The organism is Blautia massiliensis (ex Liu et al. 2021) (assembly GCF_052064225.1).
GTDB classification, from domain to species: Bacteria; Bacillota; Clostridia; order Lachnospirales; family Lachnospiraceae; genus Blautia_A; species Blautia_A fusiformis.
In genome coordinates, this window is record NZ_JBQHWA010000004.1 from 47,382 (window position 1) to 73,550 (window position 26,169).

Sequence of the window (26,169 nt, forward strand, 5' to 3'; positions counted from 1 at the left end):
GCTGGAATCTGCGTTATTTTTCAAAAATTCGCTGTTTGAGCGAAGCAAGTCTCGGACTTTTGGAAAATAACTTTAGCAGATTCCAGCCGTTCGTTACTCAACTACCGCTGCAATCCTTCTATCACCATCTCTGTCAGACGCACAACACTTTCCTGTACCTCCCGGATCTCCTTCTCCGAAATACCATCCTTATGAAATCCCCCGGTGCAAACCACTCTCTTTCCCAGCTTTTTCGAAACCTGCTCCGCCATCCACCGGCAGATCACCTCGTCCTTATGTCCCGGAAAATTCAAAACTGAAGAAGTCGCACTCACAGAACCATCCCCTGTCAGAGACACTCTCGGTTCCGTCTGCACCACGCATCCCAGATGAGGCCTCTCCCCGCCTTTCAGACAGATAAGCACATCCTCTCCGACAAATGCAGCACTGACCTCCAGCTCACAGCCGGCAGTACCCACACACTCTGTTACAATCCATTCCATCTGCGATACTCCTTTGCTTCGATCCCAAACGGTTCCAAAAGCTTTGCCGCAATATGATACACCATATCATCAATGCTCTCCGGTTTATGATAAAACGTCAGCATCGGCGGAATGATCCGCACTCCCGGAAGCATGGAAAGCTCATAAAGATTTCGGAGATGAATCCCGCTTAACGGTGTTTCTCTGGCTGCCAGCACCAGTGTTCTCTGTTCCTTGACCGTCACATCTGCCGCACGCAGAATAAGATTATCCGCATAGCCACTGTGGATCCCCGCGATCGTCTTCATGCTGCAGGGCACGATCAGCATCCCCTCTGTTTTGAAAGAACCACTGGCCGGTTTTGCCCCAATTTCTCCCGGTGCACATACATGATCTGCCAATCGTTTCACATCCTCCGGTTCCAGCTCCGTCTCCTGGCGAAGAGTCAGCTCTGCACTGGAACTCATGATCAGACAAGACTCAAAATCCGGATTCTCCCGGATGATCTCCAGACATTTTACAAGGAGCGGCAGGCCGCTTGCACCTGTCGCACCAACTATAATTCTCTTTTTCATTTTTTCAGCCATTTCTCCGGATCCAGTTCCATAAAACGGGCTCTGTGAAAATCTTCCTTCAGATCATAAGGCACCGTACAGTCAAAAATAGTCTTGCACGCAATTCCATGATCACGGATACTTGGAGAAAATGCAGGATCATTGGACGGATCAAGAGGATGACAACGGACACCCGGAATGGTGATCACATCCACATCCCCCTGGAATCTTGTATTCATCGCCCAAAGTACGTCATTCATATCAAAGCAGTCCACATCTTCATCTACCAGAAATACATTTTTCAGCTCACTGAAGGCGGAAAATGCAAGAAGTGCAGCCTGACGCTGTCTTCCCTCATCACTTTGAGAAAGCTTTTTAAACTGAAGGACAGCCATATACTTTCCACCTCCGGCACTGCTGCAGTATACGTTCTGAAGTCTTCCAGGCATTGCTTTTTCCACCATGCCATAGATGCTGGCCTCTGTAGGGATTCCCGCCATGGATACGTGCTCCTCACTTGGCCCGATACAGGTCTGCATGATCGGATTTTCACGATGTGTCACTGCTGTAACCTTGATCAGCCAGCACTGATCACTTGCAGGCCCTGTATATCCCGGAAACTCCGGCATGGCGTATCCGGTATTGCTGTTCTGATCTTCCTTTACACGCACACCTGGGATCACTTCGCCCTCGATCACGTATTCCGCATTGGCGATGGCACGCTCGTTAACGGTTAAACATTTACAGAGTTTCACCGGCTCTTTGCGCAGTGCACCGGCTACAGACAGCTCATCATACCCCAGTGGTGTTGTAGGCGGCTCAAAACAGGAACCGATCTCAATAGCAGGATCAACTCCGATACTGATAGAAATCGGCAGCCTTTGTCCCAGCTCCTCAGCACGCTCTGCCATTGCTCCGATATGTCTGGCACCAGGTGTAAAGAAAATGGAAAGCTCATCTTTTCCCTGAATGCAAAGACGATGAATGGTCACATCGTGAACTCCAGTATCCGGGTGTGTGGCGTAGCACATGCCAAGTGTGATATACGGGCCCGCATCATCCGGTGTGTTCGTTGGCGCAGGAACCAGCTTATAAAGGTCAAAATCCGGATCTGCTGCCTTATGCACCACCTGCTGACAGGGTGCATCGCCTTCAAGATCGACCGGTGGAATTGGATTCTCCACGCTTTTGCAGAGCATCTTTCCAAGATTTTCCGGCTGAGTGTCAAGTAAAGCAGCAACTCTTTTTCTGCTTGCCAGAAGACCGATAGCAACCCTTGCATCCGGGTGTCCTTTTATACGATTAAAGATCATGGCAGGTCCTTCCTTTGTGGGACGCTTCACCGTTCCACCGGCTCCTACATAACGATATACCCCTGCAAGCTCTGCCATCGGATCAACTTCCACCTCTGTTTCGATCAGCTGATCTGGCATCTGCTCCAGAAGTGCCAGAGCACTTCTCAGATCTCTTACTTTTTCTGCCATAAAAAACATCCTGCGTTATCTTTATATTACTGTTCACTCCGTTTTCAGTAACATCTTTATTTTCTTATGTTATTTTATCTCTTTTTTACATGGTGAATCAATTCTTTCTATGATATAATTGTTTCCAATATGGAATGATTCGTCACTATTTTCTAAAAGGCAGGTGTTACCATGACTCTTGAACAGATCGACTATTTTATCTGTGCAGCTCAATCCCGGACTTTTTTGATGCTGCAGAAGCTATGCATATCTCCCAGTCCTCCCTTTCCAAGCAGATCATGAAACTGGAAAAAGAACTGGAGCTTACCTTATGGGACCGCAGCAAGCGTACTGCTGTGCTTACTCCTGAAGGAGATTTTTTTTACAAAGAAGCACTTAAGATTTCCAGACAGTATCATCGCTCTCTGGAAGCAGTGTACCATTTTAAGGACAGTAAACTCCAGGCACTTCATATTGGAACACTTCCTTTTCTTTCTCAGTACCATCTTACTTCTGTGATACACAGTTTTTGTAATACACACCCGGAGCTTTCTTTTTCTCTGAAGGAGGTAGAAGACGAAGAACTTCTTTCCGGTCTTGAAAAAGACTTTTTTAATCTGATCTTTGTACAAAAACACATGATAGACCCGGAGCTCTATACTTTTCATGCTCTCACAGCAGACCGTCTGGTTGCTGTTTTTCCTGAAGCTCATCCCTCCGCGTCCAAAAAATCGGTCTCTCTTTCCGAACTGAAAAAAGAATCTTTTATCCTGATGCCTCCGCACACCTCCATTTACCGTTTCTGTATGCAAAGTTTTCATAATGCAGGAATCCACCCTCAGCTTCTGCGTACTGCCCGCGCAGAATCTATTGTCAGCGCAGTGGAAATTGGCGAAGGGATCAGCCTTCTTACAGAAAGCAGCTTTCAGTTCTTTCGTCAGCCTTCGCTTGTTGCTGTCCCGGTTAATGGACTGGAAAAGCTATCTGTTGGAATTGCCCATAAAAAAAATATGGCTCTCACAACCTCTGCAGAATGTTTTCTGCAGTTTGTGAAAAGCCATATGTAAGGTATTTTTTCTATAATCCAAGCATCATTCCCACACCATGTACCGCAAACGCAACGATCCATGCAGTGGCACACTGTACTGCTACAATACCAGCGGCAGCTCTTACAGTTCCCATCTCCCGACGCACAGTTGCAATAGCTGCAACACAGGGTGTATAGAGCAAGGTAAAGATCAAAAATACGTAAGCAGTAAACGGTGTAAATAAAGTCTGAAGCAATGCCGTATTTCCGCCCAGAAGGACTGTCAGCGTAGACACAACGCTCTCTTTTGCCATAAAGCCCGTGATCAATGCGGTGGATACTCTCCAGTCACCAAAGCCCAGCGGAGCAAAAAGTGGTGCCACGATGCTTCCGATCTTTGCCAGAAGGCTCTGATCTGTGCTGGTAACAAGGTTAAGACCTGCATCAAAGTTCTGCAGGAACCACACGATCAGCGTTGCCGCAAAAATAATTGTAAACGCTTTCTGGATAAAGTCCTTCGCCTTTTCCCAGATCAGCTGTCCTACACTTTTTGCAGAAGGAAGCCGGTAATTGGGAAGCTCCATGACAAACGGAACCGGCTCTCCCTTATATTTCGTCTTTTTCAGGATCAGCGCATACAGGATCCCACAGAGAATTCCTGCAAAATAAAGGCTGATCATCACAACTCCTCTCCACTGCTTCGGGAAAAATGCACTGGTGAGAAGTCCGTAGATCGGAAGCTTGGCACTGCAGCTCATAAACGGAGTAATCAGGATCGTCATTTTCCGGTCACGTTCACTGGATAATGTTCTGGTTGCCATAATGGCCGGCACCGAACAGCCGAATCCGATCAGCATCGGCACAAAGCTTCTTCCGGAAAGTCCGATCTTTCGAAGGAGCTTGTCCATAACAAAGGCTACACGAGCCATATATCCGGTATCTTCCAGGATTGACAGGAAGAAAAACAAAGTAACGATCGTAGGAAGAAATCCGATCACGCTTCCGATACCGCTTAAAATTCCATCCACAACCAGTGACCGCAGTACTGAGCTGACACCTGCCACCTCCAGTCCCCTGCCAATAAGTGCAATTACCCAGTTCACGACCATAGTCATTCCGTCTGAAAGCCAGGCTCCCAGATAATTAAACGTCATCACAAATACAATTGCCATAATTCCCACAAAACAGGGAATTGCTGTATATTTTCCGGTAAGGATACGATCTATGGCGACACTTCGTTTATGTTCACGGCTTTCTGCCGGTTTTACCACAGTTTTCTCACAAAGCTTTTCAATAAAATTGAAGCGCATGTTCGCAAGAGCTGCCTCACGGTCCAGACCGCCATCCTTCTCCATAACATGTACCAGCCCATCAAGAACCTTTTTTTCACCTTCAGGCAAAGCCAGACGTTTTTCAATCAGAGAATCTTTCTCTACGATCTTCGTAGCTGCAAAACGTACAGGAAGTCCTGCTTTTTTTGCATAGGGTTCGATCAGATGTACGGCTGCATGGATACATCTGTGAAGTGCGCCTACCGGATCCTTCGGTGACTGATTGTCAGTACAGAAATCAATTCTTCCTGGTGCTTCTCTGTATCTTGCAACATGGACTGCATGATCGATCAGCTCATCAATTCCTTCATTCTTCGCTGCTGAAATAGGTACAACCGGAATTCCTAAAATCTCCTCCAGTTCATTGATCCGAACAGAGCCTCCATTTGCCCTTACCTCATCCATCATATTTAAGGCCAGCACCATTGGGATTCCAAGCTCCATCAGCTGCATGGTAAGATAAAGATTTCTCTCAATATTGGAAGCATCTACAATATTAATGATTCCTGTCGGCTTCTCATTCAGCAGAAAATCTCTTGTTACGATCTCCTCGCTGGAATACGGGGAAAGTGAATAGATTCCAGGAAGATCCGTTACCGTTGCCTCCGGATGCCTCCGGATGCTTCCTTCTTTCTTGTCAACAGTTACACCCGGAAAGTTACCAACATGCTGATTGGAACCTGTCAGCTGATTAAAAAGAGTTGTCTTTCCACAGTTCTGATTACCTGCCAGTGCAAACGTGATCGGTTCCCCTTTGGGAATCGTATCACCGATCCGGTTCTTACGATAATCTCGAGCCTTTCCAAGTTCTCCCACACCAGGATGAGCAATCGGCTGATGCCGTTCATTTTCTTTCTTCGTTTCCGTCATGGATTCGATCGATACGATCTCAATCTTTGCAGCTTCCGCCAGCCGCAATGTCAGCTCATATCCGCGCAGCACAAGCTGTACCGGATCTCCCATAGGAGCTGTTTTACGAAGAGACACTTCTGTCCCCGGTGTAAGCCCCATATCCAGAAGATGATGTCTCAGCTCCCCCTCGCCACGAACACTGATGATTCTGCCACATTCTCCAGTCTTTAATTTGTCCAGTGTCATATTGTCACCTCATCATAAGTACAATTTACATGGTCAATACATATATCTGTATTATCCACTGGTACATCGTTTCGTAAATAACTATATCAATCGGATTCACAGACAAGTGAATGGTATAGTTATTTCAAAAACGATGTACTAATATAAATGTAACACAATTTAAGTTATTTGACAATAACTGATTAATCTGATAAGTTTCGTATAAATAATACAAATTCAAAAGTTATTTATCATTAACATTTATATTTTTTCTCACTTTAGCACAATTTCTGTTTGATAAACAAACATCTTCATATTTTTTTTGCAGACATACAATAACATCCATGTATATTCCCGCAATAAAAAAGCGCAAACGACATATTATCTGTCGTCTGCGCCTTTTTATTGCGAGAACTGCTTCGGTGAATCCTTACTCACCAATTAACCAATTGTACATTTCCTCATACTGACGTGCGGAATTGTTCCAGGAAAAATCTGCAGCCATCGCGCGATCTACCATTTTATTCCATTCACGTTTCTTGTCATAATATACACTCTCTGCATAACGGATCGTAGCAAGCATTTCATGTGCATTGTAATTTACGAAGGAGAATCCTGTTCCGGTTCCCTCGAATTCATTGTACGGGACAACTGTATCCTTCAGACCACCGGTCTCTCTGACGATCGGAAGAGTTCCATAACGAAGGCTCATCAGCTGGCTTAAGCCACATGGCTCAAACAGTGACGGCATCAGAAATGCGTCAGATGCTGCATAAATTCTGTGAGACATTGCCTCATCATAGTAGATCTGTGCAGATACCTTGCCATGATACTTCCAGTCAAAATGACGGAACATATTCTCATAACGTTCCTCACCGGTACCAAGAGCAACGATCTGAACCGCATCCTGACACAGTTCGTCCATGATATAAGCGATCAGATCAAATCCCTTCTGATCTGTCAGGCGGGATACAATACCGATCATCATAGCTTTCGGATCCTGCTCAAGTCCAAGATCTTTCTGAAGCTGGATCTTGTTCTTGATCTTCTCCTTGCGGAAGTTCTTTGCATTGTAGTTCTTGGTGATATTCGGATCTGTCTCCGGATTGAATTCATTGTAATCAATACCATTTACAATACCACGCAGGCTGTTGGCTCTCGCATTGAGAAGTCCGTCCAGCTTCTCACCATAAAACGGTGTCTTGATCTCTTCTGCATAGGTATTACTTACTGTGGTAATGGCATCTGCAAATACCATACCGCCCTTCAGGAAGTTTGCGTCCTTGTATGCTTCCAGTTTATCCGGCACAAAGTAGTAATCGGAAAGGCCTGTGATATCTTTAACAGTCTTAACATCCCATACACCCTGGAATTTCAGGTTATGTATTGTCATAACAGTCTTGATTCCACGGAAGAATTCATTCTCCTGGAAAGAATCGTGAAGGTAAACCGGAACAAGTCCTGTCTGCCAGTCATGACAGTGGATGATATCCGGTCTGAATCCAATCACCGGAAGAACCGATAACACAGCTTTGGAAAAGAAAGCAAATTTCTCAAGATCCCATGGTGCGCTGTCATATGGTTTCGGACCGCTGAAATAATATTCATTGTCAATGAAGTAAAACTGGATCCCGTCATACTGCATCTGCATAATGCCTACATAGCAGTTCTTAAATCCCAGATCCATATAAAAATGGGTCACATACTCCATTTTGTCTTTCCATTCCTGTTTCATACAGGCATATTTCGGTAAGATCACGCGGATATCAAAATATTTTTTGTCAAAGCACTTAGGCAGTGAGCCGGCAACATCAGCGAGTCCTCCTGTTTTGATAAAAGGTACTGCTTCTGATGTAGCAAACAGAATTTTTTTCATCTGTATTCCCCTCCCTGGGTACACCCGTTTTTATTTATGATTATACTCCAAAATTCATCTAATTTAAAGACCGATTTTTATATTCCAGTCTGATTTTATCTGCGATCAGTGCTATAAATTCAGAATTCGTGGGTTTCCCTTTTCCGGTGCTTACAGTATATCCAAACAATTCATCAATGGTATCCATCTTTCCCCGGCTCCATGCCACCTCGATCGCATGTCGGATCGCCCGCTCCACTCTGCTCGGTGTTGTCTGATGGCGTTTCGCAATGGTTGGATATAATACTTTGGTAATGGAATTGAGCATTTCCATGTCATTGACAGACAAAATGATCGCATCCCTTAAATACTGATACCCCTTGATGTGTGCCGGAACTCCAATCTCATGAATGATATTCGTCACATCGGTTTCCAGATTCCTCTCCGGCTGAGGCTTTTTGGTTTCTGTGATACCTGGCCTTGCAATCTCCCGCACTCTTCTGTCCCCAATCTTCCGAATATGTTTGATCCGGTTTAAAAGTGTGGTGTTGTCAAAAGGCTTCAAAACATAATAGTCTGCTCCAAGACTGAATGCATCCTCTGTAATCCTCTCCTGTCCAATTGCAGATAATACGATAAACACTGGAACTTTTTTGACATTTGCGTTATGGGAAAATTTCTCCATAACGGAAAGGCCGTCCATCTTCGGCATAATGATGTCGAGAATCACCACATCCGGCTCCTTATCTTTGATTATGTTACAGATTTCTTCTCCGTTGTGTGCTTTTCCGACCAGTTCAAGGTCTTTATCTTCTTCGATCATCTGACCGAGCATGTCTGTCATTTTCGCGTTATCATCAGCAATTGCAACATTTAATTTGTCCATGAGGACCCTCCTAACTTCTATCTCCTTGGGTTTCCAGACATACCCCCTGTCACCACGGCAGTAACCGACACTGTTAGCTGCCTGCGCTTTCCCCTTGCTGGCGACAAAATTATTATAGTGGAAATCCTGTAGTAAAATCAAGATAAAAGTAGTTATTTTATCACACTTTCGTACGATATTTTTCGACATTTTTTCTCTTATATATCACAAAATTCACTAAAATGCAGGTATTTCAATCTGTATCCGGCATTTTTCCCCATATAAAAAAGAGGCACTTTTCCCGGACTTTTTCCATGTTTTTGTGCCTCTTTCCTCAACTGCAGATTATGCATTGCCTGTCATATTTTCAATAAAAATCCCATATCCGCCGGTAGAATCCTGCACAAATACATGAGTCACGGCACCAAAGAGTTTTCCGTTCTGAAGCACAGGACTTCCAGACATTCCCTGAACGATCCCACCTGTTTTTTCCAGGAGTTCTTTATCTGTGATCTGGATCACGAAGCTCTTATTAGAATCCTCATGGTTCATATCGATCCTGGTGATCTCTGCGGCATATTCTTTTACTTCGCCGTCTGTGCAGCAGAGAACAGATGCGGGTCCAATTTTCAGATCCTGTTTGTAACCTACAGGAATCTTCTTCAGATCCATATTTTTCACCTGGTCAGCATCCACAGTTCCAAAAATGCCGTTTTTACTGTTTTCGGAAATCTCACCCAGTATATTGTCAGCTTCGTATCGGATCAGACCAGATAGTTCTCCGGGATTTCCTTTTTCTCCTTTCCGGATCCCCAGGATCTGGGCGTTGTAAAGATTTCCATCTGCGATACTTAAAAGTTCGCCGGTATCCACATCGCTGATCCCGTGACCAAGAGCACCGAACCCTCCATTTTCGTCCACATAAGTCAGGGTTCCGATTCCCTGTGTATCGTCCCTCACCCAGATTCCAAGCTTGTATTTTCCTTTTTCATCTTTCACCGGCGTCAGGGACAGGGGAATCGTCTCTTTTCCCCGGCGGACCTTCAGTGTTACAGATTCTCCGCAAAGATCTGCAAGATCCTCCAGAAGATCCTGCTTGCACTGGATCCGGTTCTGATCAAAAGCCACAATATAATCTCCCGGCTTTACAATGTCCCGGGCCGGTTCTTCCATCTCACCACTTTCCGAAAGGATCTCGCCTGTATCAATGATCAGAACTCCTTTCGTCTGCATATAAATACCTACTGCATCTCCGCTTGCATATACTTCTTTTGCAGTTATATTTTTTACCTTCACATCCTTAAAAGGGATCACTCCCAAGAGTCTGCAGTGCAACTTATAGCTGTCTTTTCCTGAAACGGTGATCGCATCATCAAAGCTGATAAAAGGGCGTTTAAGAAGATTGGCTACTTCCCGGCTGTCCTCATGATCCACCAGGATCTGATCCGGGATCTTTCTGTCCAGAAGCCGGTAGCCCAGCCATCCCATCAAAATCAGATCCAGCGCAAGAAATACAAGGAGCCAACATCGATATTTTCTTTTTCTGTTCATCTTACGTCACATCCTTTGTAATTTTCTGATACAAGCAAATCCCCACCCACTGCTTATTGCTTTTCGCAACTGAAGCAGGAGACTGACTTGATTCGGTTAAAAAAGAGGACCGACCTTTCGGCCGTCCTCTCTTAGTATGTAACGTATAAATTATTTCAGTCTTGTATTTTTTTGTTGCTGTGCCAATTCCTTCATCTCTCTTGCATTTCCAAGAACAGCCGGCGTGATCTGGGCACCGCCCAGAAGTCTGGCAAGCTCACGAACAGATTCCTCTCCTTCCAGAGGATGGATCTGGGTGATGGTTTCTGTTCCTTCTACATGTTTCTCAATCTCAAAATGGGTATCTGCCATTGCTGCGATCTGTGGAAGATGTGTGATACAAAGCACCTGCCTGTGCTGTCCGATCACTGCCATTTTTTCAGAGACCTTCTGTGCAGTACGCCCACTGATCCCTGTATCGATCTCATCAAAGATCAGTGTATCGATCTGATCTTTATCTGCAAGGATCGCTTTGATGGCAAGCATGATCCTGGAAAGCTCACCACCGGATACGATCTGTCCCAGCGGTTTTCTGCTCTCACCTGGATTTGTGGAAATCTCATATTCCACCGCATCATAACCATTATCTGTATAATTTTTCCTCCGGTCAAAACGGATAGAAAAATCCACATCCTCAAAATTCAGTTCCTTCAATCCTTCGATAATCTTTTCATCCAGCTGCTTACTGTATTCTTTCCGGATCTCTGAAAGTTCATGCGAAGCTTCCTCAAGAATCTTTTCTGCCTGCATAAGTTTTTCTTTCAGTAACCGGAAATTTTCTTCGAATCTTTGAAGTTTTTCTAATTTTTCCTGCTGTTCCTTCTGATAAGACAAAATTTCATGGATCGTCTGTCCATACTTTGCCTTCAGACTATTGATCAGATCCAGTCTTTTTTCTGTTTCAAAAAAAGTTTCTTCGTCAAAAGTCAGACTATCCATATAAGAGGACAGATCACGGCAGAAGTCACTGAGAAGTGAATCGATTTCCACAAGAGCTTCCTGTAAAGGTGCAAGTTCCTTATCGTAAACTGCAATTCTTGAAAACTCTTTCAGGGCATTTCCGGTCATATCTGCGGCGCCCTGTTCATATCCGGTCATCCCACGAACCATTTGTGCTGTTTCCATGATTCTTCTGGCATTGCTCAGCTTCCGGTAGCGATCCTCCAGTGTTTCGTCCTCTCCCGGAATAAGAGCTGCCTCCTCGATCTCATTGATCTCAAATTCCAGAAAGGCTTTTTCACGGTTGCGCTGTTCCTCATCCATATCCAGTGCTTTCAGCTGATCCACACAGTCCCGATACTCCTGATAAGCTTTCCGGACCTTCTCCCTGGCAGGAAGGATCTGTTCCTTTCCATATACATCCAAAATAGCCAGCTGGCGGTCTCCATAAAGAAGTGACTGATGCTCATGCTGTCCGTGAATGTCCAGAAGACAGGCTGCTGCTGCTTTCATCTGGCTGACAGTACTTGTCTCTCCGTTGATCTTATTGATACTTCTGCCGTCCATGATCTTGCGGGACATCAGCACCTGTCCGTCTTCCGGATAGATGTCAAGCGCCGCAAGGGACTCTCTGGCTTTCGTGTTTTCAACCTGAAACAGCAACTCTACCAGGGCATAGGAAGCATTTTCGCGAATCATGCTTCTGGAAGTTTTTCCGCCCAGGATAAGCTGTATAGATCCTAACAGAATGGATTTTCCGGCTCCGGTCTCACCAGTTAAGATATTTAAGCCTGGTCCGAATTCCACCTCTGATTCCTCTATCAGTGCAAGATTTTTTACATGCAGATGTACTAACATTGATTTCCTTTCTGGTATAAAGCATTTACATATTCTGTCATTTTATTTTCCTCTGGATAAGATCCCGCCAAGCTTCTGAACTACACCCGGTGCCTGTTCAGAGGTTTTCACCACACACATAATGGTATCATCTCCGGCAATACATCCCAGGATTTCCGGCCATTTCATGGCATCAAGAGCTGCTGCTGCCGCCATGGCCATTCCCGGAATTGTTTTTACCACTACGATATTCTGTCCGATGTTCATAGCGATCACTGCATCTTTCAGAACTCTGGAATATTTATCACTTAACACATCCGGTGTATGTTCTTCCAGGATCGCATATCTGGACTTTCCGTTGCTGCCTGCAACCTTTGTCATTTTCAGAGCACGGATATCTCTGGATACGGTAGCCTGCGTAACCTTAAAACCGGCCTCATTCAGTCTTGCCGCAAGTTCTTCCTGTGTATCGATCTCGTACTGACGGATCAGTTCGATAATTTTTTCATGTCTTGCTACTTTCAAAATTGAACCTCCTGCATCAGCTGTTACTCATTTTCTGTCTCAGAACCTCCACAAAGCTCAGATGGTTCAGCTTGAGGATTTTTGTCCTGACTGTGGCTTTCCGGATCACGATCCGATCACCGGTGACCATGGATATCTGGGTATCCCCGTCGAAAGAGGCCACCGCTTTCTCAATGGTATTATGTCTTCCCTCACCGATCTCTACTGTAACTGCCTCTTCCCCGGAAAGAATGATACTTCGGGTGTTCATGGTATGGGGAGCGATGGGGGTCATGATCATCATACTGGCACTGGGAGAAACCACGGGACCTCCCGCTGACAGACTATATCCGGTAGAACCGGTCGGAGTGGAAATGATGATACCATCTGCATTGTATGAATTCATATATGCATCATTAACATAATTCTTGAAACGGATCACACGGAGATGTCCTTCTCTTCCGATCACAATGTCATTTAATGCGATATCTTTTCCAATAAGTTCTTCTCCACGATAGATCTTTCCTTCCAGCATCATACGATCTTCCAGCTCATAGTCATCTGACAGAAGCCGATCCAGAGCCGGATACACGGAATTTTTATCCACCTCGGCAAGAAATCCCAGAGTTCCCAGATTGATTCCAAGAAGAGGGATATCCAGATGCACCACATCCCTTGCAGCCTGCAGAAGTGTTCCATCTCCACCCAGTACAATAATGCACTGTGTATCCTGCGGAATCCCATCCGGGTCCGTATAATGATACGGTCCTTCCATTTTTTCGGTGATCTTCTGCACATGACACCTGGCACCATGCTTCTCCAGATAGGCAATGATCCTATTAGAAAATGTCAGTTCCGGATCCTTGGCACTGTTTGGAATTATATAAAATCTGTCCATATTGCTTCAGTCCTTTCCAAACATCAGTCCAGCTGTCCGTGGGCTTCCTTTACCACATCCTCTACGGATACGTCAAGACTCACAGATACTTCTGTTCCTTCCGGATGTTTTTTCAGATGAAGGAGATATTCAATATTTCCTTCAGGTCCCTTGATGGGAGAAAAGGAAAGATGACAGGGCTCCATAAAAATGCTCATGGCATAATCTCTGACTTTCTCAATGACTTCTTCATGGACCTTCGGATCACGGACAACGCCTTTTTTTCCGACTTTTTCTCTGCCGGCCTCAAACTGAGGTTTGATGAGACATACGATCTCTCCGTCCTCTGTGAGAAGGTTTCTTACAGGAAGAAGCACTTTTGTAAGGGAGATAAAAGAAACATCGATCGAAGAAAATGCTGCCGGACCTTCCAGATCTTCCGGTACCACATAGCGGATATTTGTTTTTTCCATGCATACAACTCTTGGATCATTCCTGAGTTTCCAGTCCAACTGTCCATATCCCACATCAATGGAATAGACTTTGACCGCTCCGTTCTGAAGCATACAATCTGTGAAACCGCCGGTGGATGCGCCTACATCCATGCACACCTTATCCTTCAGCGTCACGCCAAAATTTTTCATGGCTTTTTCCAGCTTCAGTCCGCCTCTGCTGACATAAGGAAGAGTCTTTCCTCTTACCTCCAGCTTGACAGTCTCGGCAAACATGGAGCCAGCCTTGTCTTCCTTCTGACCGTTGACATATACTTCCCCGGCCATGATATACGCTTTTGCTTTTTCGCGTGACGGTGCAAGTCCCTGTTCCACCATCATGATATCCAGTCTTTTTTTCATATTATCCTCCAACAGCCCGGCTCTTTATGTGCCGGGCTGTAAAATGCCTCACAGCTTCGTATTCTTCTGCAAAGGCTATGTCCTTTATTTTCTGTTATTCACAAGATTTTCCCAGCTCTGTTCTACCGCATCCAGGATTCCCTGTACATTTAAACCTATTTTCATTCGCTGACGGTCCACCGTTCCATGCTCAATAAAATGATCCGGTATTGCCAGTGGAAGAACTCTTACTTCCGGATGACAGGCTTCCATATAAGCAGATACATGTTCTCCGAACCCACCGCTTTTTACATTCTCCTCCACAGTGACCAAAAGACTGTGGTTCTGCGAAAGCCGATCAAGAAGCTCTGTATCCAGAGGCTTTACAAAACGGACATTGACAAACGTAGCTCCTGCTATTTTGTGATCTCTTATCTCTTCACAGACCTTCTGACAGACAGAAACCATGCTGCCAACTCCGAGAACTGCAATCTCACTGCCTGGAGTGATCACTTCACTTCTGCTCTTCTTAAGTGGCTCATGACATTCTTCCATATCGGTACATGCCGATCCTTTCGGATATCGGATCGCACAGGGACCATCCAGCTCTTCTACTGCAAATTTCAGCATCTCCTCAAGCTCTTTTCCATTCTTGGGAGCCATAACTGTCATATTGGGGATCATGGATAAATAAGAAAGGTCAAAGCATCCATGATGTGTTTCACCATCTGCTCCGACAAATCCTGCCCTGTCAATGGCAAAGATCACATGAAGATCCTGCATACATACATCGTGAAGGATCTGATCGATTCCTCTCTGCAGGAACGAAGAATATACCGCAAAAACCGGGATCATTCCCCCAAGTGCCAGGCCTGCCGCAAAGGTTACTGCATGTTCTTCCGCAATACCCACATCAAAAAAACGCTCCGGGAATTTCTTCCGGAATCGGTTCAGTCCGGTTCCATCTGGCATAGCAGCTGTAATAGCAACTACTTTTTTGTTCTTCTCTGCCAAAGAACATATTGCACCGGAAAAATGATCCGTATATGTCGGCGCTGTTTTTGCTGCAAGGGGTCTGCCACTCTGGATGTCAAAAGGACCTGTTCCGTGAAAACGCTCCGGATGGGAAGATGCCGGTCCATAACCTCTGCCTTTTTCTGTAAGGACATGGACAACAACCGGTCCCTCCACTCTCTTTGCCTCATTAAAAAGCTTCATCATCTGGCGCATATTATGGCCATCTACCGGTCCCAGATAAGTCAGCCCCATATTTTCAAAAAGCATTCCGGGAATGATCAGCTGCTTGATGCTGCTCTTGGTCTTTCGGACCGTATCTACCACGGCGGTTCCAACATGGGGAATCTTTTTGAGTGTTTTTGTCACGCCGATCTTCATTCCTGTATAAGTCTCAGCTGTACGCAGAGCGCTTAAATAGGTGGACATTCCTCCTACGTTCTTGGAAATAGACATGTTATTATCATTGATGATAATAATAAAATTAGTCTTCAACTCAGCCGCATTGTTCAATGCTTCATAAGCCATCCCACCGGTAAGCGCACCATCTCCGATCACGGAAACCACATGGTATTTCTCTCCCATCAGGTCTCTGGCACGGACATAGCCAAGTCCTGCGGAAATGGAATTGGAACTGTGTCCGGTATCAAACGAATCACAGTCACTTTCATTCCTTTTTGGAAAACCGCTTAAACCTCCTTCTTTACGAAGATCCTTAAAGCCGTCTTTTCTTCCTGTAAGGATTTTATGTGTATAAGCCTGATGTCCCACATCCCAGATCAGCTTATCCTGTGGAAGATCAAGCACATTATGCAGAGCAAGAGTCAGCTCCACCACACCCAGATTGGATGCCAGATGGCCACCTGTCTCACTTACACTCTGGATCAAAAAGCTCCTGATTTCCTCGGCAAGGCGCGGAAAATCCTCCAATGAAACTTTATGAATATCATTTGGCTTTTTAATTTTTTCCAGAATCATTTGTACCCTTCCTTTGTTCTTTCTATTTCCTGCGGCTGACAAGACTTTCCACAAGAAGATCCAGAAAGCCGTTCTTCCTGTCAAGGTCGTCTAAAAGTTCTACCGCATGGTCAGAAAGTTCTTTAACCCTGCTGGCTGCTGCCGGGGCTCCAACAAGGCTTACATAGGTAACCTTGTTGTTTTTTTCATCACTGTGGATCGGTTTTCCCAGTTCCTCCTGGGTACTGGTCACATCAAGGATATCATCCTGGATCTGAAAAGCCAGCCCGATGTTTTCTGCAGCCTGCTCCACAATCTCAAGTTCTTTCTCAGATGCCCCTGCCAGCACAGCACCAGTCATCATGGAAGCCTCGATCAATGCGGAGGTCTTGTTTTTGTAAATATAATCCAGCATCTTGTGTTCCAGAGGTTTCCCATCATTCTCCACATCAACACTCTGTCCACCAAGCATACCGTTGATGCCGGTCTTATCTGCAATGATCCGCATGGCGGCTATCACACGGTCTTTATCCTCGGTCAGATCAAAGGCGGAAAGCATCACTTCATAAGCTCTGTTAAGGAGTGCCACACCGCTTAAAACGCCCATGGCCTCTCCGTATACTTTATGTGTGGTCAGCCTTCCCCTTCGGTAATCATCGTTATCCAGTGCAGGGAGATCATCATGGATCAACGAATGTGTATGGATCATCTCCATAGCCGCCATAAAAGGCTCACAAAGCTTATCCTTTCCTCCAAACAGCTCGTAGGTTTCCCTGATCAGGATCGGGCGGAGTCTCTTTCCACCTGCCGTCATACTGTAATTCATAGCCTCTGCCATGGTTTTTGCAAAACCGGATTCTTCCGGAAGATATTCCCGGATCACATGTTCTGCTTCTTCTGTTCTTCTTTTCAGTTCTTCTTTAAAATTCACGAAATGTCCCATCCTCATTCATCTGAAGCATCTTTTTTTCTACAGTATCCAGTCTTCCGTTCAGATCCTTTAGGAGCTCCATTCCCTGTCTGTAGAGGCGGAAAGACTCCTCAAGAGGTGTTTCTTTATCCTCCAGCTTCCGGGCAAGCAGATCAAGCTCCCCAAAAGTATCTTCTATGGATTTCTCTTCTTTCTTTGCTTCTGCCATTATCGCTCTTCCTTCCTGATGCAATCCGCAACTGCTTCTATGACTCCATCGGTTACTGCAATGGAGATCCTGTCACCTTTTTTTATCTGACTGATCTCTGTCACCGCATGTCCGTCTGAGTCGGACACAAATGCATATCCTCCATTTAGCTTTCTTAATGGAGAAAGTCCCTCAAACCGCTGGATCCATATTGCCAGTTCATGTCTTTTCTCTGTAAGCTTTTGTTCCATGGAAGAACGCAGGCATTCCTCCAGCTCCGATGCATACTGACGTTTTTCACGTAACATGGACTCCGGGCTCAGATACTGGAATCTGTTCTCATAGGCCTTAAGTTTTGCGGCAAAAAGTTCTGTCTTACTGTTCATGGCACGCTGCAGACGGTCTCCGTACATATGAAAGCTCTCCAGAACACTGCGAAAATCATCCACTGCCAGCTCTGCTGCAGCAGATGGTGTAGGTGCCCGCAGATCTGCTACAAAATCCGCAATGGTAAAATCCGTCTCATGTCCCACTGCCGAGATCACCGGTGTCCTGCACTCAAAAATAGCACGGGCAACGCTCTCCTCGTTAAAGGCCCAGAGATCTTCAATAGAGCCACCTCCACGGCCGACGATGATCACGTCCACCCCTGCTTCATCCAGCATCCGGATTCCCTTTACGATACTCTGCGCCGCTCCCTCTCCCTGCACAAGTGCCGGATAAAGGATCACCTGCAGATATGGATTCCTTCTGCCTGCAATATTGCGGATATCTTGTACTGCTGCACCAGTAGGTGCTGTCACCACGCCAAGGGTATGAATAAAATGAGGAATGGGCTGCTTATATTCCTGGGCAAACATCCCCATATCCTCAAGTTCCTGTTTCAGTGCCAGATACCGCTCATAGAGGGCACCAGCACCCTCCAGTGTGATCTCTTTTGCATAAAGCTGATAACGCCCGTCTCTCTCATATACGTCTACAATTCCGCCTGCAACTACCTTATCCCCGTCCTTCATGCGAAAAGCAAGACCTCTGCGGTGTCCCGCAAACATCACACAGCTTAATGTGCCTGTTTCATCCTTCAGGGAAAAATAAATATGTCCGCTGGTATGGTATTTACAGTTGGATACTTCTCCCTTTACATAGACTTTTCGGAGGAAGTAATCCTGGGTAAACATATTTTTGACATAATGGTTTACCTGACCGACAGAATAGACGTTTCTCATGCGTTCTCTTCCGGGGCTTCTGCTGCCTTCTCTTCTGTGTCAGCAGTCTCCTCCTCGTTTTTCTTCTCATCCTTCTCAGATGCGATCTTACCCAGTACTCCATTTACAAAGGAGCCGGAAGCATCTCCGCCAAATCTTTTGGAAAGTTCTACCGCTTCGTTGATAGCTACTCCTGTCGGTACGTCTGCATCATATTCCATCTCATATACTGCCAGACGAAGTGCCGCAAGATCCACACGGCTCATACGCTTTGTCTTCCATCCACGGCTTGCACTGTTCAGCTGTGCATCGATCTCTTCCAGATGTTCTTTCACATGTGCGTACTTCTTCTTCATATATTCCTGGTCCTGTTCTGAAAGTTCTCCAAGACCTTCAAAATAAAGAGAGAGCTGTTCTGTCATCTCTTCTTCTGAATTAAACTCTGTCATAAACATAAGTTTAAATACATGTTCTCTCTGTTCTCTTCTTCTCATAATTTCCTCCTAAGACGTAAAAAAGGAAAGGTTTACTTTCCTTTTTCGTTCTCCATATCCACGCTGGCAATATGAATATTTACATCTGCAACCTCAAGTCCTGTCATATTCTCAATAGCGGATTTAACCTTCTCCTGAACCTTCTTGCTTGTCTCAAGAATGTTTCTGCCATACTCGATATTCAGTGACAGATCCACGGTAACGACTCCTTCCAGAATGGTTACTCTCACGCCCTTGGACAGATTCTTCTTTCCAAGTTTACCTACCAGCTCATTGGTGATATTTCCTGCCATGGAAGCAACTCCATCCACATCTGTTGCTGCAAGTCCTGCAACGATCGCAACAACTTCATCTGCAATGTGAACTTCACCGATTCCGCCCAAATCCTGTATCTTATATGTTGTTCTTTTTTCTGCCATGGGAAACCCTCCTACGGATATAATATTTTTGTTCGTAATTTTATACTATTATATCAAAAAAAGTTATGAAATAAAAGGGCTTATTTACTGAATTCTGTCAGTACCAGATCAGGGTTTCTGTCCTCAACCATGCCAACACTCCATGCATTGACAAAGAGCAGCAACGGATTTCCCTTAAGGTCTGTGACTTTCTTCATATCAGAAGTTCCCACGATCTTGTCTACTTTTACAGTCTCCTTGTTGGCAATCCAGCGGATATGCTCATATGGAAGTGTTTCCAGGCGGATATCTACATTGTACTCATTCTCCAGACGGTATTTCAGGACATCAAACTGCAGGATACCGACAACACCCACAATGATCTCCTCCATACCGGTGTTAAACTCCTGGAATATCTGGATCGCACCCTCCTGAGCGATCTGGTTGATACCTTTTACAAACTGTTTTCTCTTCATGGTATCGATCTGACGCACACGTGCGAAATGCTCCGGTGCGAAGGTCGGGATCCCCTCAAAGGCAAATTTCTTTCCAGGTGCGCAGATGGTATCTCCAATAGAAAAAATACCCGGGTCAAAGACACCGATGATATCACCTGCATAAGCCTCCTCCACAACATGACGGGATTCCGCCATCATCTGCTGCGGCTGAAGAAGTCGCATCTTCTTGTCTCCCTGCACATGATAAACCTCTTTGGTCGCATCAAACTTGCCTGAACAGATCCTCATAAATGCGATACGGTCTCTGTGAGCCTTGTTCATATTAGCCTGAATCTTAAATACAAAGGCTGAAAAATCATCACTCATAGGATCTACCGGTCCGCAGTCTGCAGTTCTCGGAAGCGGAGAAGTGGTCATCTTCAGGAAATGCTCCAGAAATGTTTCCACACCAAAGTTGGTAAGAGCAGAACCGAAAAATACCGGTGTCAGCTGTCCTTTGCTGACCTCTTCCTGAGAAAACTCCGCGCTTGCGCCATCCAGAAGCTCGATTTCTTCCATCAGCTGCTCTTTCTGCTCAGGATCCATGACCTCATCTGCACGGGGATCATTAATATCAATCTCTTCTATCACACCTTCCTTGGTGCCCTTCTGTGTATCGGAAAAGGTAAGGATCTTCTTTGTATTACGATCAAACACACCCCGGAATTTCTTACCGGAACCGATTGGCCAGTTGATCGGACAGGTTGCAATACCAAGCTCTTTTTCGATCTCATCCAAAAGATCAAAAGTATCGTTGGCATCTCTGTCCATCTTATTGATAAAAGTAAAGATCGGAATGTGTCTCATAACACAGACCTTGAAAAGCTTACGGGTCTGTGCCTCAACACCCTTGGATCCATCGATGACCATAACTGCTGAATCCGCAGCCATCAATGTACGGTAGGTATCCTCGGAGAAATCCTGATGTCCAGGTGTATCCAGAATGTTTATACAATATCCGTCATAATGGAACTGAAGAACGGATGAAGTAACGGAAATACCTCTTTCCTTCTCGATCTCCATCCAGTCTGATACTGCATGGCGGGCCGTAGCCTTACCCTTTACACTTCCGGCCAGATTGATGGCCCCTCCATACAGCAGAAATTTTTCTGTTAATGTTGTTTTACCAGCATCCGGATGAGAGATGATTGCAAATGTTCTTCTTTTTTCTATTTCTTTCGTATACTTCGACACGTGAGCCTCCTGTATATTCTCTGATATCTCTATTTTACTATAACCTTTCCTATTCTAGTATAGACAAGGCTTTGCTGTCAAGGCAATTCAGTCGTAAATTCCCTCTGTATCAATAGTCTGATCGTTCTGGATATCTGCAGCCGTCTCTGCGTCCTCAGATGTTTGATCCGCCGGATCGCTTTCCACAGATGCAGCGGTATCCTGCACCTCATCCCCTGTACTTTCCGCATTATCCTCTGCACCTCCCGTATTTTTTTCAGCTTCATCTGCAGTATTTATGACATCCGATGCATTTTTACTTTGACTCAGAGGCGTGATCACAATGCTCTCTGCTGCCACACCGGTTTTCCTCTTTACAATATCCTCGATCTGTGCACGTTTTGCATCCTCCAGATCTGCATCCGGCACCACAACATCCGCAGTTTCACCCGTCAGATTTACGATCACATTTTCAAAGCCCTTCGCCTCCAGAAGAAGCTCTGCAGCCACCTCTTTTTCTGTAAGATCTGTCATGGAAACCATTGTGTTAATAGCATTCTGTTTTTCTTCATCGCTGATGTCTTTATTACTGATGATCGCCTGCAGGTCCGCTTTGTTCTGGGAACGCACCTGCTCCCTGCTGACTTTTGCCTGTGCTGCAAAATCCGAAGCACCGGTAAGTACGGCCTCGCCCGGGGATGCGGTATCCATCACCTCCGACTGGGTTGTGCCATCTGCCCCGTTCTCATCCAGAAGGGCTGTTTCATCGGTCAGATCATAATCCACATCGTCCAGGATACTGCTGCTGTCTGTACTCGTCTCCTTATCCTTAAATCCCAGATCCACATCTGCGAAATTCAGATATCCGGCCACAGCAATGAGAATGGCCAGCGAGGTGATGATTACCTGATTTTTCTTCATGATCTTTTTCACTTCTACTCTCCTCATTTCATTTTCATTATTCTAATTTTATTAGCGTCGATCTGAAATAATGCCATAATTGCCTGCTGAATATTCTGGACTGTCACTGCGCTGCCTGCTCCCTGGGCCGCCACCAGTACACCGGTAACTTCATTTTTGCTGCTTATGGAAAAGTTTTCCGTATTTCCCTCATCCCCGGTCATTATGATCACTTCCACTTCTCCGACTCCTTCCACATTGGAAAGCAGTTCCTCAAGGCGGCTCTCCAGGCGGGTTTTCTCCGCATTCTGATCCTCTGCTGTTTTACTGTTCTTTCGGGTTACCGGAAGTCCTGCCACCAGAAGAAGGATTCCCAGAAGAAGGAAAACTCCCCACTCCTTCCATCCCATCCTCAGAAGCCAGGATCTGATACTGTCCTTTCCTGAGTCCGCAGATTCTTTCGAGCTCATTTTTCACCGCCTCCCTCTGTTTTTCTGTGACTGTTCCATAAAGTGTTATGGTCAGCTGAAGCTCTTTCTCCATATCTACTTCTGTTTTTGCCGAAAAAAAACCTTCTTTCCTGAGGATACCCTGAACCTGATCCTTCAACTCCTGTTCATATGCTCCTTTAAGAAATGTTTCCCTTATTCCTTCTGCTTCTGTCTTCATACGTACCTGTTCTTCTCTCCCATAATTATTGCTGAATCCGGACAGAAGTTCTTCACTTTTTCCCACTACGGCAAATATAGGCGTACAGATCAAAAGCACCAACAGAAGCCCCATAAACAGCCGTATATACTGCTCATAACGCTTATCAGGCAGAATATGCAGAAGTGCTGTAGTAAGTACATGAAAAAAAGCCAGGCTTTTCATCCACTGATAAAGTTCTGTTCTCATCCCAAGCCTCCTCCTGCCATCAGGATCAGAAATGTAAGCATACATAAAATTTCCGCAGTAAACAGGATTCTCATCAGAAGTGCACAGCCCTCTGCCATGGTGCCAAAGGCTTCTACCAGCCGTTTGTCTGATACAGGCTGCGCCGCAGCCGCCAGAAAGCGATAGGTCAGTGACAAAAGTCCATATCGGACCAATGGCCCCGCCCCCACCGCCAGGATCACCAGTAAAAGCGCAATGCCCAGACTGTTTCTTACAAGAACAGCTGTGGTAAGGACCAGTTCCGTAACTGCATTTACCGCGCTCCCGATTCCAGGAAGAGCACCTGCAGTTTTTCCCACAGCACTCCGCTTCAGAGAATCCATTACCGGAGCTACAAGCCCACGCACCACCTGCAGTCCTGCTGCCACTCCAAGTAATGTCCGAAGCCCCCAGGAGATCACCGTCTCGATCAGCTCAGCCATTTTTCCCAGCATTTCTTCCCTGGAAAGATGATTCACAAATTTCAGAAGAATATATAAACTCACTCCGGGAAGCAGTACTCGTTCCAGGATCCATTGAAAAAGCCACACCAGAAGCAGTACTCCCTGATAAAAAGCAGCTGCACTGGATGCACCTGACGCTGCTGCCACTGCCATAAAATACACCGGTGAGAGTTCCTTCATAAACTCCGTGATCCACGCAAGCATTGAAAGCAGTGATGCACTCAAACCGGAAAAACTGTTCATCAGAAGAGTAAAAACAAGAAGATACACCACATAAAAACTGATCTCTCCCACCTGCCCGTTATCAAAGGCACCGGCAAACCCGGAAAAAACGGCAGCAAACAATAACAGAAGCAACAACTTCACGATCAGCTCTTTTTCTCTTTCAATACCATAAAAAAGGAGACTGTGCAAAAATTCCCGCACACTCTCCTCCGAAAGCACCTCTTCCCCTGACAACAGTCTGTGAAACGCTTCTGTAACAGAAAATGTTTTTTCTCCAAGCATCTCATCTACCATGGACTGCAGGTCGGTAAGCTCCATCTGATCTGTGATCTGTTGTTCCGCCGAAGAAGCATAAACGATCACACCGCCAAAACAGCTTATAACTACAGCCAGAAACAGGGCTGCACAAATCTCTGACCAATATCTTTTCATGCAAGAAATCCCTGTATGGTATCCAGCAGTGCCAGAAGAACCGGCATACTTAAAACCATTACAGATAACCGGCAGAACAGTTCGATCTGTGCACCAGTGGATGAATATCCTGCATCTCTGCATATACCGGATGAAAATTGTCCGATATAGGTGATCCCGATCATCTTCAGCAAAGTAGTGATATAGCTTCCATCAATCGGGAGACTCTGTTTCAGTCTCTCCAGGGACTGGAACAGATAGCTGATCTTCCCTACCGCTAATCCCAGTATCACAAGACCTATTCCCATCGTAACAAGGCTTACATACTCCGGTGCGCGGTCTTTCAGAAGAATCCCCAGAAGAACCCCTGCCGCTCCCAGAACAGAAATCTTCAGAATATCCACGGTTCTTTCCCTCCCCTACAGTACAAAAAGCTGCTGGATATTTTTAAAAAGCTCATAAATATACGGCACGATCCAGAACAGTACTAAAAGAAGTCCTGAAAAACTCACCAGAAAAGCCTGTTCCTCCCTTCCGCTATGTTTCAGGATCTGAGAAAGAACAGAGACCAGGATCCCTACTGCACCAATCTTAAATATGATACTGACCTCCAAATGATCCCTCCTTTTCTTCTGAAAGCCTGTCCTTCTTACTACTGTCTGATAAACAATACTATACCAGGAGAACCGCAAGCAGCAGGCCTCCAAGAATCCCAATTCCCTGGTACAGTTTTTTCTTTCCGGAAACCTCCGCTTTCCGCTTCAATATCTCTGCTTCCAAATTATTTTCATACAGGGAAAGCTGTCGCATCTGCATTTCCAGATCCATATAGCCCAGATATTCTCCGAAAGAAAAAAAAGCGTCCTTTTCCCCATGGGTAAGGCAGCTTTTTTTCAGGGCGCTTTCCGCACATTCCCTGCATATCTGTGAAAGTTTTTCTCCTGTTCCCGCTTTCATCCTGTCCGCGGCACTGATGAGAAACTCTCTGTATTTTCCATTCATTCTTCCTGCTGCTCCATAAAAAGCATCCGGCAGTGATGCATTCCCGCAGCGGATCTCGCCTTTCAGGCAGATCACCATCTGAAGCAGTTTTTCCAGTATACGAATCTGCTCCGAAAGTCTCATACTTCCGGAAAATCCCATTCCGGCTCCTGCCGCCACTACCAGAATACATCCTACAATCCGGTACATAGGCATTTCCCATTTTCATCATAGATTCCTTCCACGATTCCTGCACGTTCATGCTTTCCCAGAAAAATATATCTCTGGAAAACCCGCGCTTCCCACAATTTCCGGAAAAACGGCTGGGATAATGTTTCTTCCATGGAAGCTCCATGTGCAGTTGCGATCAGACGACATCCACAGTGGATAACTGATTCCACAGCCTTGAAATCTTCTTCTTTTCCAAGTTCATCCACAGCAACCACAACCGGCGACATTGACCGGATCAGCATCTGCATCCCTTCTGCTTTCGGACAGCCGTCCAGGATATCCGTACGCATTCCAAGGTCATTCTGAGGGATCCCCTGATAGCATCCGGCCAGCTCACTGCGCTCATCGACTACTCCTACCGTAACACCGGAAATATTTCCCCATCCATTACTCATCTGCCGGATGATATCCCGAAGAAGCGTGGTCTTCCCACATCTGGGCGGAGAAACGATCAAGGTATGCATGATCTGCTCTCTTGTCTGGATATATGGCAGCACTTCTTCTGCACATCCCTGAATCTCATGTGCCAGACGGACATTGATGCAGGAAATATATTTCATCCCACGGATACGGTTTCCGTCCAGGATCACCTTTCCGGTAACTCCTACACGGTGCCCACCCTGTACACTCAAAAACCCCTGGCGAATCTCATCTTCATAAGCATACAGGGAATAGCCGCTGACATACTCCAGTGTTTCCTTAAGATCTTCCCGCGTAACCAGATAAGGTTCTGTATCTTTTTGCCGGAGGAAACATTCTCCCCCATCATAAGTGAGGAACAGAGGTCTTCCCACGCGGAGACGTATCTCATATAATTTATCATAATCAAGGTCTGCATCCACCAGAAGCTGGCGGACATTACTGGCAAACAGGTTCTGGATCTGGTTTGCGTCCATGTTTTCACCTCTTACACTTAAATATATTGCGGACATGCCGGATTTAGTACCTGTTGTCTTTTTTGATGCTCTCTCGT

General features: G+C 45.6%; 27 protein-coding genes. 1 reads left to right on the plus strand and 26 read right to left on the minus strand.

From position 1 onward, the window contains the following. Window positions 1-101: 101 nt before the first annotated feature. Genes ACTNDQ_RS02245 through ACTNDQ_RS02255 form a run of 3 tightly spaced genes read right to left on the minus strand, consistent with a single transcriptional unit; the run spans window position 102 to window position 2,499 of the window. Complete coding sequence (locus ACTNDQ_RS02245) at window positions 102-482, minus strand: hypothetical protein (RefSeq protein ID WP_278796303.1); 381 nt, start codon at window positions 480-482, stop codon at window positions 102-104. Then, window positions 467-1,036 (minus strand): UbiX family flavin prenyltransferase, encoded by a 570-nt coding sequence (locus ACTNDQ_RS02250; RefSeq protein ID WP_278796302.1) that lies wholly within the window; start codon window positions 1,034-1,036, stop codon window positions 467-469. Before ACTNDQ_RS02250 ends, ACTNDQ_RS02245 begins: the two co-directional genes overlap by 16 nt. After that, window positions 1,033-2,499: a UbiD family decarboxylase gene (locus ACTNDQ_RS02255; RefSeq protein ID WP_173739523.1), complete on the minus strand. Its 1,467-nt coding sequence runs from the start codon at window positions 2,497-2,499 to the stop codon at window positions 1,033-1,035. Before ACTNDQ_RS02255 ends, ACTNDQ_RS02250 begins: the two co-directional genes overlap by 4 nt. Before the next feature lie 278 nt (window positions 2,500-2,777). Here ACTNDQ_RS02255 and ACTNDQ_RS02260 point away from each other — a divergent pair, with 278 nt between their 5' ends. Beyond that, window positions 2,778-3,545 (plus strand): LysR substrate-binding domain-containing protein, encoded by a 768-nt coding sequence (locus ACTNDQ_RS02260; protein ID WP_441063539.1) that lies wholly within the window; start codon window positions 2,778-2,780, stop codon window positions 3,543-3,545. 10 nt (window positions 3,546-3,555) lie between these two features. On the opposite strand, the gene feoB is transcribed toward ACTNDQ_RS02260, so the two are convergent. From feoB to spoIIIAA, 23 genes are all read right to left on the minus strand, one after another. After that, a complete protein-coding gene (gene feoB / locus ACTNDQ_RS02265) occupies window positions 3,556-5,934 on the minus strand; it encodes a ferrous iron transport protein B (RefSeq protein ID WP_092070408.1) in 2,379 nt (792 codons plus the stop codon). Window positions 5,935-6,343: 409 nt separating this feature from the next. Then, window positions 6,344-7,789, minus strand: coding sequence for a glycogen synthase GlgA (glgA, locus tag ACTNDQ_RS02270; protein WP_278796297.1), 1,446 nt, complete (start codon window positions 7,787-7,789; stop codon window positions 6,344-6,346). Between the two features lie 58 nt (window positions 7,790-7,847). Next, window positions 7,848-8,654: a sporulation transcription factor Spo0A gene (gene spo0A / locus ACTNDQ_RS02275; RefSeq protein WP_015524464.1), complete on the minus strand. Its 807-nt coding sequence runs from the start codon at window positions 8,652-8,654 to the stop codon at window positions 7,848-7,850. A 324-nt stretch (window positions 8,655-8,978) separates the two neighbouring features. Then, a complete protein-coding gene (gene spoIVB / locus ACTNDQ_RS02280; RefSeq protein WP_278796296.1) occupies window positions 8,979-10,184 on the minus strand; it encodes a SpoIVB peptidase in 1,206 nt (401 codons plus the stop codon). Between the two features lie 150 nt (window positions 10,185-10,334). Further along, a complete protein-coding gene (recN, locus tag ACTNDQ_RS02285; RefSeq protein ID WP_278796295.1) occupies window positions 10,335-12,020 on the minus strand; it encodes a DNA repair protein RecN in 1,686 nt (561 codons plus the stop codon). A 42-nt stretch (window positions 12,021-12,062) separates the two neighbouring features. Further along, the gene (argR, locus tag ACTNDQ_RS02290; RefSeq protein WP_021650687.1) at window positions 12,063-12,524 is read right to left on the minus strand and encodes an arginine repressor; all 462 of its coding nucleotides are present in this window, start codon (window positions 12,522-12,524) and stop codon (window positions 12,063-12,065) included. Between the two features lie 16 nt (window positions 12,525-12,540). Beyond that, window positions 12,541-13,401, minus strand: a complete 861-nt coding sequence (locus ACTNDQ_RS02295; RefSeq protein WP_015524460.1) for an NAD(+)/NADH kinase — start codon at window positions 13,399-13,401, stop codon at window positions 12,541-12,543. Between the two features lie 23 nt (window positions 13,402-13,424). Next, a complete protein-coding gene (locus ACTNDQ_RS02300) occupies window positions 13,425-14,234 on the minus strand; it encodes a TlyA family RNA methyltransferase (protein ID WP_320810929.1) in 810 nt (269 codons plus the stop codon). Window positions 14,235-14,318: 84 nt separating this feature from the next. Beyond that, window positions 14,319-16,205 carry a 1-deoxy-D-xylulose-5-phosphate synthase gene (dxs, locus tag ACTNDQ_RS02305; protein WP_320810928.1) on the minus strand — a complete coding sequence of 629 codons (1,887 nt, stop codon included), beginning with the start codon at window positions 16,203-16,205 and terminating at the stop codon, window positions 14,319-14,321. Window positions 16,206-16,227: 22 nt separating this feature from the next. Beyond that, entirely contained in the window at window positions 16,228-17,115 is an 888-nt protein-coding gene (locus tag ACTNDQ_RS02310) for a polyprenyl synthetase family protein (RefSeq protein WP_161208615.1), read from the minus strand. Then, window positions 17,105-17,323 carry an exodeoxyribonuclease VII small subunit gene (xseB, locus tag ACTNDQ_RS02315; RefSeq protein WP_021650691.1) on the minus strand — a complete coding sequence of 73 codons (219 nt, stop codon included), beginning with the start codon at window positions 17,321-17,323 and terminating at the stop codon, window positions 17,105-17,107. Before xseB ends, ACTNDQ_RS02310 begins: the two co-directional genes overlap by 11 nt. Next, the gene (gene xseA / locus ACTNDQ_RS02320; protein ID WP_278796290.1) at window positions 17,323-18,528 is read right to left on the minus strand and encodes an exodeoxyribonuclease VII large subunit; all 1,206 of its coding nucleotides are present in this window, start codon (window positions 18,526-18,528) and stop codon (window positions 17,323-17,325) included. Before xseA ends, xseB begins: the two co-directional genes overlap by 1 nt. Next, complete coding sequence (gene nusB / locus ACTNDQ_RS02325; protein WP_441063546.1) at window positions 18,525-19,001, minus strand: transcription antitermination factor NusB; 477 nt, start codon at window positions 18,999-19,001, stop codon at window positions 18,525-18,527. Before nusB ends, xseA begins: the two co-directional genes overlap by 4 nt. A 32-nt stretch (window positions 19,002-19,033) precedes the next feature. Further along, window positions 19,034-19,420 carry an Asp23/Gls24 family envelope stress response protein gene (locus ACTNDQ_RS02330; protein ID WP_278796289.1) on the minus strand — a complete coding sequence of 129 codons (387 nt, stop codon included), beginning with the start codon at window positions 19,418-19,420 and terminating at the stop codon, window positions 19,034-19,036. A gap of 80 nt (window positions 19,421-19,500) precedes the next feature. Continuing rightward, window positions 19,501-21,090: a peptide chain release factor 3 gene (locus tag ACTNDQ_RS02335; RefSeq protein ID WP_022426368.1), complete on the minus strand. Its 1,590-nt coding sequence runs from the start codon at window positions 21,088-21,090 to the stop codon at window positions 19,501-19,503. Window positions 21,091-21,177: 87 nt separating this feature from the next. Then, a complete protein-coding gene (locus tag ACTNDQ_RS02340) occupies window positions 21,178-22,002 on the minus strand; it encodes a SpoIIIAH-like family protein (protein ID WP_320810927.1) in 825 nt (274 codons plus the stop codon). 11 nt (window positions 22,003-22,013) lie between these two features. After that, entirely contained in the window at window positions 22,014-22,379 is a 366-nt protein-coding gene (locus tag ACTNDQ_RS02345) for a hypothetical protein (RefSeq protein WP_242872566.1), read from the minus strand. After that, window positions 22,294-22,866, minus strand: coding sequence for a stage III sporulation protein AF (locus tag ACTNDQ_RS02350; RefSeq protein WP_278796288.1), 573 nt, complete (start codon window positions 22,864-22,866; stop codon window positions 22,294-22,296). The genes ACTNDQ_RS02345 and ACTNDQ_RS02350 overlap by 86 nt, the downstream gene beginning before the upstream one ends. After that, window positions 22,863-24,005: a stage III sporulation protein AE gene (locus ACTNDQ_RS02355; RefSeq protein ID WP_129974432.1), complete on the minus strand. Its 1,143-nt coding sequence runs from the start codon at window positions 24,003-24,005 to the stop codon at window positions 22,863-22,865. Before ACTNDQ_RS02355 ends, ACTNDQ_RS02350 begins: the two co-directional genes overlap by 4 nt. After that, a complete protein-coding gene (locus ACTNDQ_RS02360) occupies window positions 24,002-24,388 on the minus strand; it encodes a SpoIIIAC/SpoIIIAD family protein (protein WP_021650699.1) in 387 nt (128 codons plus the stop codon). Before ACTNDQ_RS02360 ends, ACTNDQ_RS02355 begins: the two co-directional genes overlap by 4 nt. A 15-nt stretch (window positions 24,389-24,403) precedes the next feature. Beyond that, window positions 24,404-24,598, minus strand: a complete 195-nt coding sequence (spoIIIAC, locus tag ACTNDQ_RS02365; RefSeq protein ID WP_021650700.1) for a stage III sporulation protein AC — start codon at window positions 24,596-24,598, stop codon at window positions 24,404-24,406. Between the two features lie 58 nt (window positions 24,599-24,656). After that, window positions 24,657-25,175, minus strand: a complete 519-nt coding sequence (locus ACTNDQ_RS02370; RefSeq protein ID WP_021650701.1) for a stage III sporulation protein AB — start codon at window positions 25,173-25,175, stop codon at window positions 24,657-24,659. Next, the gene (gene spoIIIAA, locus ACTNDQ_RS02375; RefSeq protein ID WP_015524435.1) at window positions 25,160-26,092 is read right to left on the minus strand and encodes a stage III sporulation protein AA; all 933 of its coding nucleotides are present in this window, start codon (window positions 26,090-26,092) and stop codon (window positions 25,160-25,162) included. Before spoIIIAA ends, ACTNDQ_RS02370 begins: the two co-directional genes overlap by 16 nt. Window positions 26,093-26,169 lie beyond the last annotated feature (77 nt).